Consider the following 12,562-nt stretch of genomic DNA (forward strand, 5'->3'; position numbering starts at 1 on the left):
CACAAAAAAGCCACTCCGTTTGCATCGGTAGTGGCATTTTCAGGTGTGCAGTCGTGCGTTTGCCGTAGACGACGAATGACGTTATGGGTCAGTCGAACTGGATGATGTTGAAACTCAGGCGATTCTGTTCATCACGACCAACGTCGTAGCCCAGGCGTTCCTTGATTTCGTTGTCGGGGTGAAACGTTAGGACGACAGGCTTGATCTGTTCGATTTCCTGTTCAGTGACGTACACCGAATTGCAGATGATGATTTCGTCCCCCTTCTGGCACGTGCGGGCAGCAGCACCATTCAGGATACAGCACCGTGAACCGCGCTCGCCATAAATGACATAGGTGCTGATGCGCGCCCCGGAGTGTTTGTTCCAGATGTCGACGAACTCCATGGGCAGGATGCCGGCCGCTTCGCAGTGGTCGGGGTCGAGCGTGATGGAACCATGATATTCAAGATCGGCGCCTGTGACACGAATGCCATGCAGTTTGCCGGCGACTACTTTTCTCACTGTGGTCTCGGGAAAATGAATTGAACAACTTGTTATTGTAGTTTTTTTAGTCGCCGCAGAGTTAATCTGTGCCATCAAACATCAATAAAGTTGATGTTTGATGAATGGAAGCCAGTTTTCCAGGTGCAATTATTATCATCTAATTATAATTTCATGGTGTTGTTCCTTATGCAGGATTGTGACCGGTTTGCGGTCTGGAGAGATCATGTTTGCGTTACTGGAAGCGTACAGGGCAGGGTTGTTGGGTCGAGTCCATTGGGCCAGGAACATCGTGGCGGGCGTTATCGTAGGTGTTGTGGCGTTGCCGCTGGCCATGGCGTTTGCGATTGCCAGCGGGGCCAAGCCAGAACAAGGCATTTACACCGCCATTGTGGCCGGGTTGTGTGTGTCGGTTTTCGGCGGTAGTCGTGTACAGATCGCCGGCCCCACCGGAGCATTCATTGTCATTCTGTCGGGCATTGTGGCAACGCATGGCATTCAAGGGCTGCAAATTGCCACCTTGATGGCCGGGGTCATTTTGCTGTTGTTGGGTCTTGCACGCCTGGGCGCGGTGATCCGGTTTATCCCGCAGCCCGTGATCGTCGGTTTCACAGCGGGTATCGGTGTCATCATTTTTGTTGGCCAATGGAAAGATTTTTTCGGCTTGCCGGTACAGCCTTCAGGACATTTTCACGAGAAGTTGCTGCAGATGCTGGGCGCGTTGCCCGACCTCAGTGTTCCGGCGACCCTCTTCGGGTTGTGTTCGCTGGCGCTTATCCTGGCTACGCCTCATGTGTCCAGGCTTTCGCGTGTTCCCGGGCCTTTGGTGGCGTTGGTCATCATGACGCTGCTCCAGTCCATGTTTCAATTCCAGGGTGTCCCGACGATCGGTAGCGTGTTTGGTGAGCTGCCTCGTGGCTTGCCCGGTTTTGAATGGCCGCAACTGACGGTATCCCGTATGGTTGAGCTGATCGGCCCCGCGTTTGCCATTGCCATGCTGGGGGCCATCGAATCACTGTTGTCGGCCGTGGTGGCTGACAGCATGTCGGGCTCGCGACATAACTCCAATCAGGAACTCATCGGCCAGGGTCTGGCCAATATGGCCGCTCCACTGTTTGGCGGTATTGCCGCTACGGGTGCGATTGCACGTACGGCGACCAATATCAAAAATGGTGGAACCAGTCCGCTGGCCGGCATTGTTCACGCAGTGACGCTGGTGCTGATCATTCTTTTTCTGGCGCCTTACGCACGTCATGTGCCATTGGCCACCCTGGCGGCCATTTTGTTTGTTGTGGCCTGGAACATGAGTGAATTGCCGCATGTGGTGCGTTTGATGCGTCGTGCACCGCGCGCTGATGTCTTTATTCTGGTGTTGACCTTTGCGCTCACTGTTTTTGCCGATCTTGTGGTTGCGGTCAATATCGGCGTCGTGGTTGCCATGCTGCATTTTCTGCGACGCATGGCCGACAGCGTCACTGTTTCGCGGCAATCGGCGGCATCCATCCAGCAAGAGCTGGCGATTGCCGCAGACGTCCTGCCGGCAGGGCTATTTGTCTATGGGGTGGAAGGGCCGCTGTTTTACGGCGCATCCGAGCACTTTGTTGACCGGTTCGATATCAAGGCTCACGGGCCCGGCGACACGGTGGTTATCCGTCTGGGCCGGGTGCCATTCATTGATGCGACCGGGTTGCAATCGCTTGAAAAGGTGGTGCGCGGCCTGGTTGGGCAAGGGGGCAGGTCATACTGACCGAGGCCAATACGCGTGTCCAGGCGAAAATACGCAAAATGGGCCTGGCCGAGGCGGGTTCGGGGGTTAGTCTGAGCCCTTCTTTTGCCCAGGCTCTTCAGCCAGATAATTGACCTGATGTTCGGCCAGATACCCGCGAATCAGTTGTCGTACAACCTGTGACGGCGTGAGGTCTTTCGAGGCGCACAGTTGTTCAAACGCTTCTTTTTTGCGGGGGTCGATCAGTACGGTAAGGCGTGCGGTTTTGTTTTCCATATTATTCTTTTGAAATATTCTGCGGTCGGCTTACGATAGCCACAGGTAACCGGTCGGGTCTTCAGGGCATGCGCCCTAGCTGCATTCAAGCCGCGTTGAAACGGCGTTGGCGGAAGTCAGAGCAACACATGTCTTCTGCTAGCGTTCGGGGCGAAACTCTTCTTCCGTCATGAAAAAGTAACGGATCGCATCGATCAGGCTGATCACCACAACCAGCGGTACGAAAAGCCAGAAGATAACCAGGTAGACGATGCCCCACCCGATCTGGCCCAGATAAAAGCGGTGGGCACCCAGCCAACCCAGAAAAATGGCCAATACAATGGCGATTTTTCGTTGACTGGCATTTTTGGCAAGCGATTCGCCGTGGTTGCGCAGAAGCCAGATACTGATAGGTATGGTCAGCACCAGCGCGAGGATGATCTTGTTGGTGTGCCGGCTGACATAGTCATGCAATGCGTAGTAGACATCCGCAAAGTTTTCCAGCACCAGTCCGGTAATTGATTCAATCCAGGAAAGTACCTCACGGCCGACGGTCTCGCCAAAACTTAAAGCGATAAGAACAACGAGAAATACAGCGATGGGTATCAGGGCTTTTTGCAGCATGGCAGTGTCATGTCAGAAAAAACTACGTCAAATAAGGCGTTCAGGCCGGTTCGCTGGGAGTTTAACGGGTTTCTGCGAGGCTGTACTGCGAGTTTGCAATGACGACGGTGCCGTGCATTTGTCTTAACGTTTGGTCAGCCGCCATAAACAGGTGATTTCCGCTGCGCGTGCCTGGTGCAGGGCATCCTGGGTGTCCCGCGTGCGGGGGTGGGTGGGCTGTGTGCAGTGTTTTTCAATGACGCGCAGGCCTCCGGCCTCGATCCAGGCTTCAAGCGCACCGGCGTCACGCAGTTGCAGTCGTTCGGCCAGATCAGACATGATCAGCCAGCCCTCACCGCCGGTGTCCAGATGCTGCCCAAGCGTGTGCAGAAAGTGCCGTGTCATCTGGCTGTCCGGGTCGTAAATGGCACTTTCAAGTGCCGAGGTCGGCCTTCCTGGCAACCAGGGCGGGTTGCAAACAATCAGTTTGAATGTCCCGGGCGGGAAAGTGTCCGCCGGAAGCAGGGTGACGCGTTCGGTAAGACCGAGACGTTCGAAGTTCTCGGCGGCACAGGCAATGGCATCCGGGTTGGTATCGGTTGCGATCACGTGTTGGATGCCTCGTTGTGCAAGCAAGGCGGCGATGACACCGGTTCCGGTTCCCAGGTCAACGGCGGCCGGGATGGGTCCTGAAGGCAGGGGTGCGGTTCGGACCAAATCCAGATACTCGCCGCGAATGGGTGAGAACACACCGTAGTGCACGCTGAGGGGCTGATTCAGCCCGTCGATGTTAATCCCTTTCTTTCGCCATTCCCATGCGCTGACTGCACCCAGAATTTGTCGTAGCGGTAACAGCGCATTTTGGGTGAGTGGCGTGAAGGCAGCCATGCAGGCTGCCGATACGTCGGGTGCTTTGTTTAATGTCAGCCGATAGCCGGGCTCAACTTCGACAAGCACGCGGTTCAAGAGACTGGTGCGCTGTGACTGTTGCTGACGATAGCGGTTAAACGCATCGCGAGGGTCGGGTGCTTCGGCGGGTTTACGCTTGCGGGTTCGCGCGTCGATGTGGCGTGCCAGTGCGGCAAGCAGTTGCCGTGCGTTGTTGTAGGTGCCGTCAAAAATCAGACTGCCTCCCTGGGATATCCATTCGAATGCAGCCTTGACACTGCATTGATCGTCTGCGCGTTTGGTGTGTTCCGGTGCGGCAATAGGAGGAGGTGTGGGCATGTGGGACGTTGGCTGAACAGGAGTAGGGGTTACGCCAGTTTACCGTGTTGCGATGCGTCAGAATGTTGCGGCGCGTATTCTTCTTTCCCTTGAATTGGGGTCAATGTGGTACTCTATTCGTAGTTTTTAGTTAACTTTTTATAGGCTTTTTGACGGTGTTGGGCTTTGCTGTAACGTCGTTCGTATTCGCTTAATAAACCCGTTGTACGCTTGTAAAAAATTACCAAGGAATCTGACAGTGTCTGCCAAAGAATCTCATGCGTTATTGCAAGACATCCAGGAAGTTAACCTGTCTTACCTGATGCTCGCCCAGCGGTTGTTGCGTGAAAACCTCGCAGCCGGCATGTTTCGTCTGGGTGTCACTGAAGATGTTGCGGGCATCTTGCTTGAACTTTCACCGGCGCAACTGGTCAAGCTGGCCAGTTCCAGCTCGCTGATCTGCGGGTTTCGTCTTGATGATTACAGCCTGCTGTCGACCCTGACCCGTGATGTGCTCGATGGTGTGTTGCAGCAAGCGCACACGACTATCCTTTTATCCCAACGTTCAACCCAATCGGTCTAAGTTCATAAACGGCTGACGTATGGCTCAAAAAAGTGTTGCCAAAGAGGCCGAAGAAATACTGTTGGCTTCGGAAATGATCGAGCTTGGGGCCCGCTTGCAAGTTTTGCAGGCTGAAACCTCGCTCAGTTACGATCGCCTGGCCCGATTGTACCGTGAGGTCAAGGGCGCATCGCCGCCCAAAGGCATGCTGCCGTTTTCGGTCGATTGGTTCATGACCTGGCTTCCCAACATCCATGCGAGTCTTTTCTACAACATTTATGTCTGGCTTGATCGTCTCACGCCGGCCAAGAAGACTCGTGCGCTCATCGAAGCCTACAAGTTATATGCCGAGCAGTCATCTGCCGGGCGTGTTTCCGGCGATGATGCCGAGCCCGTCCTCAGCTTTACGCGGGCCTGGATGCTGGTGCGTTTTTTGAAAGCGGGCTGTTGCAGTTGTCACGATGTGTGCGGTGTACGGGTCAGTTTGTTGCGCATGCACACGACCCGCAACAGGATTTTGTTTGTGCGATTTGCCGCCCGCCACCAAGGGCAGGCAAAACGCGCAGCCAACGCGCATCCAGAAAAAGTGTTGTTGCAGGCGACGCGTTGTGACGTTTTTGCACGATAATTCCAAATCTGCCAATGCGTTTCAAACTGCGTTATGCTAGCGCCGAAGCGTAAATGCCGGAATGTTCGAAGGCGGTTGGCTGCGCAGCAGGCTACGACGATTCTGTCGGCCTGAAGAAAAACAGTAAAACAAGGGTTCGTTTGTGCTGATCATTATTGGGTACGTTGTCGTAGCGGTGTGCGTATTTGGTGCCTATGTCGCCATGGGCGGTCACATGGGCGCATTGTTTCAGCCCCTCGAGCTGCTGCTCATTGGTGGCGGTGCCCTGGGTGCCTACATTGCTGCAAACAATGGCAACTCGATCAAAGCTTTGCTCAAGGCCCTGCCGGCCCTTCTGAAAAAAGACCCGTACGACAAGGCGTTGTACATGGAACTGATGGCGTTGTTGTACGCCCTTTTGAACAAAGCCCGCCGCGACGGTCTCATGACCATCGAATCCGACATCGAAGAACCGGAAAAAAGTCCGATCTTTGCCGAGTATCCCCGCATACTCAAAGACCACCATATGGTCGATTTCATATCCGACTACATGCGTCTCATGATCAGCGGCAACATGAGCCCTTTTGAAATTGAAACGCTCATGGATCAGGAACTTGAAACCCATCACCACGAGGCCAATGTGCCGGCGCGTGCCATGCAAGTGGTGGCCGACGGTTTGCCGGCGTTTGGTATCGTGGCGGCGGTGCTCGGGGTTATCAAGGCGCTGGCAGCCATTGATCAGCCACCCGCCATTCTGGCTGACCTGATCTCCAAGGCGATGGTGGGTACGTTTCTGGGTATTTTGCTGGCGTACGGGTTTGCGTCCCCTTTGGCATCATCGCTTGAACGTCGCAATGAAACCTCGCACAAGGTGCTCGAATGCATCAAGGTGACTCTGCTGGCGTACATGAACGGTTACCCACCGCAATTGGCTGTCGAGTTTGGCCGCAAGGTGCTGTATTCAACCGAACGCCCCTCGTTCACAGAGCTTGAAGAGCATGTGCGGCAGGCCGGCAAGGCCCCCAAGAAAGCATGATGAAGGCGGGTCATGAGTAACTCCGACGCGCCGCGCATCGTTATTCGTCGCAAGAAGGGTGGGCATGCGGCCCACCACGGTGGTGCATGGAAAATCGCTTACGCTGACTTCATCACCGCCATGATGGCCTTCTTTCTGGTTATGTGGCTGTTGTCGCTTATTCCCAAAGAGGGCCTGGGCACCATCGCCGAGTATTTCAAGCGGCCGCTCATTGAAGCGGTCACCGGGGGTACCGGCATGAGTGAAGACAAGTCCCTGATTCCGGGCAAACCACCCAGCCTGATTCCCAACATCAACCCGGCGCCTTCCCGTCCGACGCCGCTGGAAGACAACAGGGAATCCGATGAGCGCGATACGCGACGTCTGGAAGATTTGCGTGGCGAACTCGAAGAATTGATCAACACTGACCCGGTGTTGCGCCAGTTCCGGCCACAGATGATTCTTGACATGACCTCCGAGGGTTTGCGTATCCAGATTGTCGACCAGCAGAATCGCCCCATGTTCCAGACAGGCAGCGCGGTGGTTCAGCCCTACATGCGTAATATCCTTCGCGAGCTTGGGCCGTTGTTCAACAAGCTGCCAAATTCCCTGACAATTTCAGGACACACTGACGCAACGCAATATGCGCGTGGCGAGCGGGCGTATAGTAACTGGGAGCTCTCGGCTGATCGCGCCAACGCAGCACGTCAAGAACTTATCGCAGGGGGCATGGACGAAAGCAAGGTCAAGCGTATTCTCGGGTTGTCTTCCACCATCAGTCTGGTACAAGATGATCCTTACGCGGCGGTAAATCGTCGTATCAGCCTTGTGGTGCTCAATGCCCGCACAGAACGTCGCATGGACCTCGAAAGCTCCACTGAAGAATTGCAGGTTGATGCCCAGGGTAATGTGCAATCCATGGTTCAGCAGGTCATGGAAGAAGTACCTGCACCCGGCTCCGGTTCAGTACCTGGTCAGGCTGCAGAATCAGTAGTGACAGAAACGCCGCCCAATCAATAAGGCGTAACCAAAAACGGTACAACGAGAAGGGAACGGAAATGAGCGAAGGGGTAGACCTAAGCCAGTTTTACGACATGTTTTTCGATGAGGCTGACGAGCTTTTGGCCGACATGGAGCAAACGTTGCTTCAAGTCGACATTGACCAGCCCGACATTGACCAATTGAATGCCATTTTCAGGGCAGCGCATTCCATCAAGGGTGGGGCCGGCACGTTTGGCTGCTTTGGCCAATTGGCTGAAACAACACACTTGCTCGAGAACTTGCTTGATGCCTTGCGCAACAACGAGATGACTCTGCGCAAAGATATGGTTGATCTATTTTTAGAAACAAAAGACGTGCTTTCTGATCAAGTCGCAGCCTATCGTAACGGCGAGCAGCCCGATGCTGAAGTTTACGAACGAATTTGTGGGCAACTCAGGCAGTTGGCCCTCGACGAAAAGGCCAAGGCAGGTGGTGCGCCAGTACCCTCACCAGCACCTGTCGTGGCTGCTTCGCCTGTTGCTCCGCCCGCCGAACCGGCTGCGGCGGCAGAGCCTGCAACGCCCGTTGCGGTTGCTTCAGCCAATACTGACGGTTTGCCGCTGCATGTCAGTCTTGTTGATCTCGATGAAAAAGATGCCGAGGTTTTGCTCGCCGAAATGTCACTCATGGGCGAGATTCTGCACAAAATCAAAGGTGAAAAGACCCTTGATTTGTGGGTAGACACCACCGAGTCGCCTCAGGATATTGAAGCCGTATGCTGTTTCGTGGTCGATGGCAAGCAGGTAACGGTTGCGCCAGAAGCCGTGCCTGGTCAGGCAGCGCCTGCTGCACAGGCGGCTTCGGCCAGCCCGTCGCCTGCGCCACAGGCTGTTGCTTCACCGGTCGCAGAAACCCCGGTCATTGATACGCCCGTTGTCGAATCTCAGGCGGCTGCCCAGCCCGCACCTGCTTCAGAACCTGATGCGGCTGCTGCGCCACGCGCGGCCAAAGATAAAGACGCGGGTAAGGCCGCTGCCAGCAAAGATGGCGGTACGTTGCGGGTGGGGGTTGAAAAGGTTGATCAAATCATCAATCTGGTGGGCGAACTGGTCATTACCCAGGCCATGCTCGTGCAGACCGCGTCAACGCTCGACCCGGTTGTGCACGACCGGCTTGTCAATGGCATCGAGCACCTCGAGCGTAACGCCCGTGACCTGCAGGAAGCGGTCATGTCCATTCGCATGATGCCGATGGACTACGTGTTCAGTCGCTTCCCCGGGTTGTGCGCGAAAGCGCGTCTAAGCTCAACAAAAACATTCGTCTCACGACCAAGGGTGCTGCGACAGAACTCGACAAGAGCCTGATCGAACGCATCATCGATCCGCTGACGCATCTGGTGCGAAACAGCATTGACCACGGTATTGAAACGCCCGAGGCGCGCGTTGCCAAAGGCAAGAAGCCCGAAGGCGAGCTGACCCTGTCTGCCCAGCACCTGGGTGGCCAGATCGTCATCGAGGTATCCGATGATGGCGCGGGGCTGAATCGCGAGCGCATTCTCAAGAAGGCCATTTCCTCGGGTTTCCCGGTCAACGAAAATACGCCCGACGAAGAGCTCTGGCAACTTATCTTTGCACCCGGTTTTTCGACGGCAGAAAAAGTCACCGAGATTTCGGGCCGTGGCGTCGGTATGGATGTCGTCCGTCGTAACATTCAGGATATGGGTGGCCATATCCAGCTGCATTCCCGCTTGGGTCAAGGCACCACGACCCGTATTTTCCTGCCGCTTACGCTGGCCATCCTTGACGGTATGTCGGTTCAGGTGGGTGAGGAAATTTTTGTGTTGCCGCTCAGTCATGTTACTGAGTCGTTGCAACCCACCATGGATCAGGTCCACAGCATTTCCCAAACCGAGCAGGTGCTGTATGTCCGGGGTGAATATCTGCCCATGGTCGCCCTGCGCGACGTCTTTAGTGTCGAAAATGCACAAACTGACCTGACCAAATCGATTGCCGTTATTTTGCAGGCAGAAGAAAACCGTTTTGCGTTGCTGGTAGACCATCTGGTTGGACAGCAGCAGGTGGTGGTCAAGAACCTCGAGTCAAATTACCGCAAGATTCCGGGTATTTCGGCGGCCACCATTCTGGGCGATGGCAGTGTCGCCCTAATTGTCGACGTATTTGCCCTGATGCGCATGACATGCAGCAAGGGTCCCCAATCCACCGCCATGAAAGTTCTCGGAGAGCAAAATGCATGATCACAAAGACAACAACGGCGAACAGATTGATGACTCCGGGAAAGAGTTCCTGGTCTTCACGCTGGCTTCGCAAGAATACGGTATTGATATCCTCAAAGTGCAGGAAATTCGAGGCTACGACAGTCAGAGCGTGACACGTATCGCCAATGTGCCTTCTTTCATCAAGGGGGTTACCAACCTGCGTGGCGTGATCGTGCCGATTGTCGATATGCGCCTCAAATTTGACCTTGAAAATGTCCAGTACAACAGCCAGACCGTGGTGGTCATTCTCAACCTCGAGGCCCGGGTTGTTGGCGTTGTGGTTGATGGCGTTTCCGACGTGCTGATGTTACGCCCCTCCCAAATCAGTGCGGCCCCCAGTTTGGTACGGCCTTCTCTACCGAGTACCTGACCGGTATTGGTACAGTGGGTGAGCGCATGCTGATTCTGGTTGATATTGAAAAGCTCATGTCCAGCAGTGAAATGGCGCTGGTCGAGCAGGCTCTTGCATAGAAGACGTTGAATTGACTACTTCTGTATTCGAGCGTATGGCACCATCGGTAATGCCGGTGACGTCGGAAGAGTTCGCGCGTGCTGCGCGGCTGTTGCACCAGCGTACCGGTATTGTCGTTGGCGAGCACAAAAGAAATGGCGACCCGTACACTCAGCATGCGCGCGCGCAAACTGGGTGTTCAGACGGTCGCCGAATATTTGGGTTATCTCTCGCAAAACCCCGATGGTCTTGAGTGGGAAGAGTTTGTCAACTCGTTCACGATCAATCACACGGCATTTTTTCGCGAGCAGCATCACTTCGAAACGCTTAAAACGTTCGTAAAAACACGCAAGGCGCCCATCAATATCTGGTGCAGTGCCGCTTCTACAGGCGAAGAGCCGTATTCGATTGCGATGACACTGCTCGAAACGTTGCCGAACGCGGCCAGTCAGTGTTTTATCTGGGCAACCGATATCGATACGCAAGCCATTGCCAGGGCCGAGCGGGGGTTTACACCTTTGATCGGGTCAAGACGGTACCCGAGCCTTTGTTGCGCAAGTATTTTCTGCGTGGCAAAGATGAAAAAACGGCTTGGTGCGTGTCAAGCCCGTCTTGCAGAGCATGATCAAATACGAACCGCTCAACCTGCTGTCACCACGCTGGCCGACTGACAAGAAATTTGATGCCATCTTCTGTCGAAACATCATGATTTATTTCGACAAGGAAACCCAGACAAAGATTCTTGAACGCTTTGCGCCGCTCATGAAGCCGGAAGGTCTGTTGTTCGCCGGTCATTCCGAAAACTTCACCTATCTGACCAATGCGTTCAAGTTACAAGGGCAAACGGTGTATGCCGTTTCGCGCTAAGCGAACACGCCCTGCGTAACCGCTCTACAAGAAAGGTTTTTGCATGAAAAAATCCGTGTAATTTGCGTCGATGACTCGGCGTTGGTGCGCGGCCTGATGACCGAAATCATCAATAAGCAACCTGACATGGAGGTTGTGGCTGTCGCACCTGATCCATTGGTCGCGCGCGAGCTGATCAAACAGCATAACCCCGACGTTCTCACCCTTGACGTCGAGATGCCGCGCATGGATGGTCTTGATTTTCTCGAGCGGCTGATGCGTTTGCGTCCCATGCCTGTGGTGATGGTGTCGTCGCTTACCGAACGTAATTCTGAAGTAACGTTGCGTGCGCTCGAACTGGGTGCGGTTGATTTCGTCACCAAGCCCAAGCTGGGGTTGCGCGACGGCCTGATGGAATATGGCGACATCATTGCTGATAAAATTCGTGCCGCGGCCAGTTCCAGGCCGCGTCCGCGTCCGGCACAAACGGCACAGACCCCCGCGCGACGATTGAATCCGGTGTTTTCAACCACTGAAAAAATCATTGCCATCGGGGCCTCCACCGGGGGTACCGAAGCGATCAAGCAGGTACTCATGCCGTTGCCAGCCAACAGCCCCGCGATTATGATTACGCAGCATATGCCGGCCGGGTTCACCAAGTCATTCGTGAACCGTCTTGATACCCTCTGCGCGCTTCGTGTGCACGAGGCGGAAGACGGCCAGCGGGTTCTGCCCGGCCATGTGTATTTGGCCCCGGGGGTGTGGCGCACATGAAACTGGCGCGTTCAGGCGCGAATTACGTCGTGCGTCTTGAAGAAAGTGATCCGGTCAACCGGCACAGGCCTTCCGTTGATGTGCTGTTCAATTCAGTGGCTGAAGTGGCTGGCAAGAATGCCGTGGGTGCCTTGCTGACCGGAATGGGTAAAGATGGGGCTTTGGGTATGCTGGCCATGAAAAAGGCCGGCGCCGCCACGTTTGCTCAAGACGAGGCCAGCTGTGTCGTGTTCGGCATGCCGCGCGAAGCCTTGCTGATCGGCGCTGCCGACGAAGCGGTGCCTTTGGCCCAAATGAGTGAAAAACTGTTAGCCAGCGCAGGTGCCTACGGGCATCGTGTTTAAGTCGCCCAAGGGTGCGACGATAAAAATTCAGGAGAATAAAACGTGGTTCAGAAAAACATCAAGATCCTGGTGGTCGACGACTTCCCGACCATGCGCCGGATTATCAGGAATCTGCTAAAAGATCTCGGTTTCGAGAACGTCGATGAAGCCGATGACGGCCAGATGGGGCTCGACAAGATCCGTAATGGCAACTTTGACCTCATCGTCTCTGACTGGAACATGCCCAATATGGATGGTCTGACCATGTTGCAGCAAATCCGGGCTGATCCGAACCTGTCCAGTTTGCCGGTTCTGATGGTAACCGCTGAAGCCAAGAAAGAAAATATTGTGGCGGCGGCCAAGGCCGGTGCCAGCGGTTATGTAGTCAAGCCATTCACTGCCGCCGTTCTCGAAGAAAAGCTGAACAAAATCTTCGAAAAGATCAACGCGTAAGGGG

The 12,562-nt window shown here is 54.8% G+C and carries 10 protein-coding genes and 5 pseudogenes; 11 read left to right on the forward strand and 4 right to left on the reverse strand.

Translation table 11 applies throughout. The features are described 5' to 3' along the window. Positions 1-88: 88 nt before the first annotated feature. Entirely contained in the window at positions 89-502 is a 414-nt protein-coding gene (gene panD / locus N7E01_RS14080; RefSeq protein ID WP_289173316.1) for an aspartate 1-decarboxylase, read from the reverse strand. A gap of 205 nt (positions 503-707) precedes the next feature. On the opposite strand from panD, the pseudogene N7E01_RS14085 reads away from it, so the two are divergent. Beyond that, positions 708-2,341 (forward strand): annotated as a pseudogene (locus tag N7E01_RS14085) (SulP family inorganic anion transporter). On the opposite strand, the gene N7E01_RS14090 reads toward N7E01_RS14085, so the two are convergent. The 3 genes from N7E01_RS14090 to N7E01_RS14100 form a co-directional block, all read right to left on the reverse strand. Continuing rightward, positions 2,295-2,483: a CopG family transcriptional regulator gene (locus N7E01_RS14090; protein ID WP_289173317.1), complete on the reverse strand. Its 189-nt coding sequence runs from the start codon at positions 2,481-2,483 to the stop codon at positions 2,295-2,297. The pseudogene N7E01_RS14085 and the gene N7E01_RS14090 sit on opposite strands and share 47 nt — an antisense overlap. Positions 2,484-2,621: 138 nt before the next feature. Next, positions 2,622-3,086 (reverse strand): TM2 domain-containing protein, encoded by a 465-nt coding sequence (locus N7E01_RS14095; RefSeq protein ID WP_289173318.1) that lies wholly within the window; start codon positions 3,084-3,086, stop codon positions 2,622-2,624. A gap of 123 nt (positions 3,087-3,209) precedes the next feature. After that, the gene (locus N7E01_RS14100; protein ID WP_289173319.1) at positions 3,210-4,292 is read right to left on the reverse strand and encodes a class I SAM-dependent methyltransferase; all 1,083 of its coding nucleotides are present in this window, start codon (positions 4,290-4,292) and stop codon (positions 3,210-3,212) included. A 238-nt stretch (positions 4,293-4,530) separates the two neighbouring features. Between N7E01_RS14100 and flhD the strand changes: the two genes are divergently transcribed. The 10 genes and pseudogenes from flhD to cheY all read left to right on the forward strand — a co-directional run bounded on the left by flhD (position 4,531) and on the right by cheY (position 12,558). Then, positions 4,531-4,854 carry a flagellar transcriptional regulator FlhD gene (gene flhD / locus N7E01_RS14105; protein ID WP_289173320.1) on the forward strand — a complete coding sequence of 108 codons (324 nt, stop codon included), beginning with the start codon at positions 4,531-4,533 and terminating at the stop codon, positions 4,852-4,854. A gap of 19 nt (positions 4,855-4,873) precedes the next feature. Beyond that, a pseudogene (gene flhC / locus N7E01_RS14110) lies at positions 4,874-5,445 on the forward strand (flagellar transcriptional regulator FlhC). A 158-nt stretch (positions 5,446-5,603) separates the two neighbouring features. Beyond that, the gene (gene motA, locus N7E01_RS14115; RefSeq protein WP_289173321.1) at positions 5,604-6,476 is read left to right on the forward strand and encodes a flagellar motor stator protein MotA; all 873 of its coding nucleotides are present in this window, start codon (positions 5,604-5,606) and stop codon (positions 6,474-6,476) included. A gap of 12 nt (positions 6,477-6,488) precedes the next feature. Beyond that, positions 6,489-7,475 (forward strand): flagellar motor protein MotB, encoded by a 987-nt coding sequence (motB, locus tag N7E01_RS14120; RefSeq protein WP_289173322.1) that lies wholly within the window; start codon positions 6,489-6,491, stop codon positions 7,473-7,475. A 38-nt stretch (positions 7,476-7,513) separates the two neighbouring features. Beyond that, a pseudogene (gene cheA, locus N7E01_RS14125) lies at positions 7,514-9,690 on the forward strand (chemotaxis protein CheA). Further along, positions 9,683-10,182, forward strand: a pseudogene (locus tag N7E01_RS14130) (chemotaxis protein CheW). Before cheA ends, N7E01_RS14130 begins: the two co-directional pseudogenes overlap by 8 nt. A gap of 78 nt (positions 10,183-10,260) precedes the next feature. Next, positions 10,261-10,833 carry a CheR family methyltransferase gene (locus N7E01_RS14135; protein ID WP_289173324.1) on the forward strand — a complete coding sequence of 191 codons (573 nt, stop codon included), beginning with the start codon at positions 10,261-10,263 and terminating at the stop codon, positions 10,831-10,833. After that, positions 10,784-11,029: a CheR family methyltransferase gene (locus tag N7E01_RS14140; protein WP_289173325.1), complete on the forward strand. Its 246-nt coding sequence runs from the start codon at positions 10,784-10,786 to the stop codon at positions 11,027-11,029. Before N7E01_RS14135 ends, N7E01_RS14140 begins: the two co-directional genes overlap by 50 nt. Positions 11,030-11,125: 96 nt before the next feature. Next, positions 11,126-12,126, forward strand: a pseudogene (locus N7E01_RS14145) (protein-glutamate methylesterase/protein-glutamine glutaminase). Positions 12,127-12,168: 42 nt separating this feature from the next. Further along, a complete protein-coding gene (gene cheY / locus N7E01_RS14150; protein ID WP_289173326.1) occupies positions 12,169-12,558 on the forward strand; it encodes a chemotaxis response regulator CheY in 390 nt (129 codons plus the stop codon). The last annotated feature ends 4 nt before the right edge of the window (positions 12,559-12,562 follow it).

Origin of the sequence: Neopusillimonas aromaticivorans, from assembly GCF_030344915.1 — a bacterium.
Classification (GTDB): domain Bacteria; phylum Pseudomonadota; class Gammaproteobacteria; order Burkholderiales; family Burkholderiaceae_B; genus Neopusillimonas; species Neopusillimonas aromaticivorans.

Bases quoted from the DNA above. Each gene is read 5' to 3' on its own strand.
- N7E01_RS14090 (WP_289173317.1), bottom strand. From the start codon at position 2,483: ATGGAAAACAAAACCGCACGCCTTACCGTACTGATCGACCCCCGCAAA.
- motB (WP_289173322.1), top strand. From the start codon at position 6,489: ATGAGTAACTCCGACGCGCCGCGCATCGTTATTCGTCGCAAGAAGGGT.
- N7E01_RS14140 (WP_289173325.1), top strand. From the start codon at position 10,784: ATGATCAAATACGAACCGCTCAACCTGCTGTCACCACGCTGGCCGACT.
- N7E01_RS14100 (WP_289173319.1), bottom strand. From the start codon at position 4,292: ATGCCCACACCTCCTCCTATTGCCGCACCGGAACACACCAAACGCGCA.
- N7E01_RS14095 (WP_289173318.1), bottom strand. From the start codon at position 3,086: ATGCTGCAAAAAGCCCTGATACCCATCGCTGTATTTCTCGTTGTTCTT.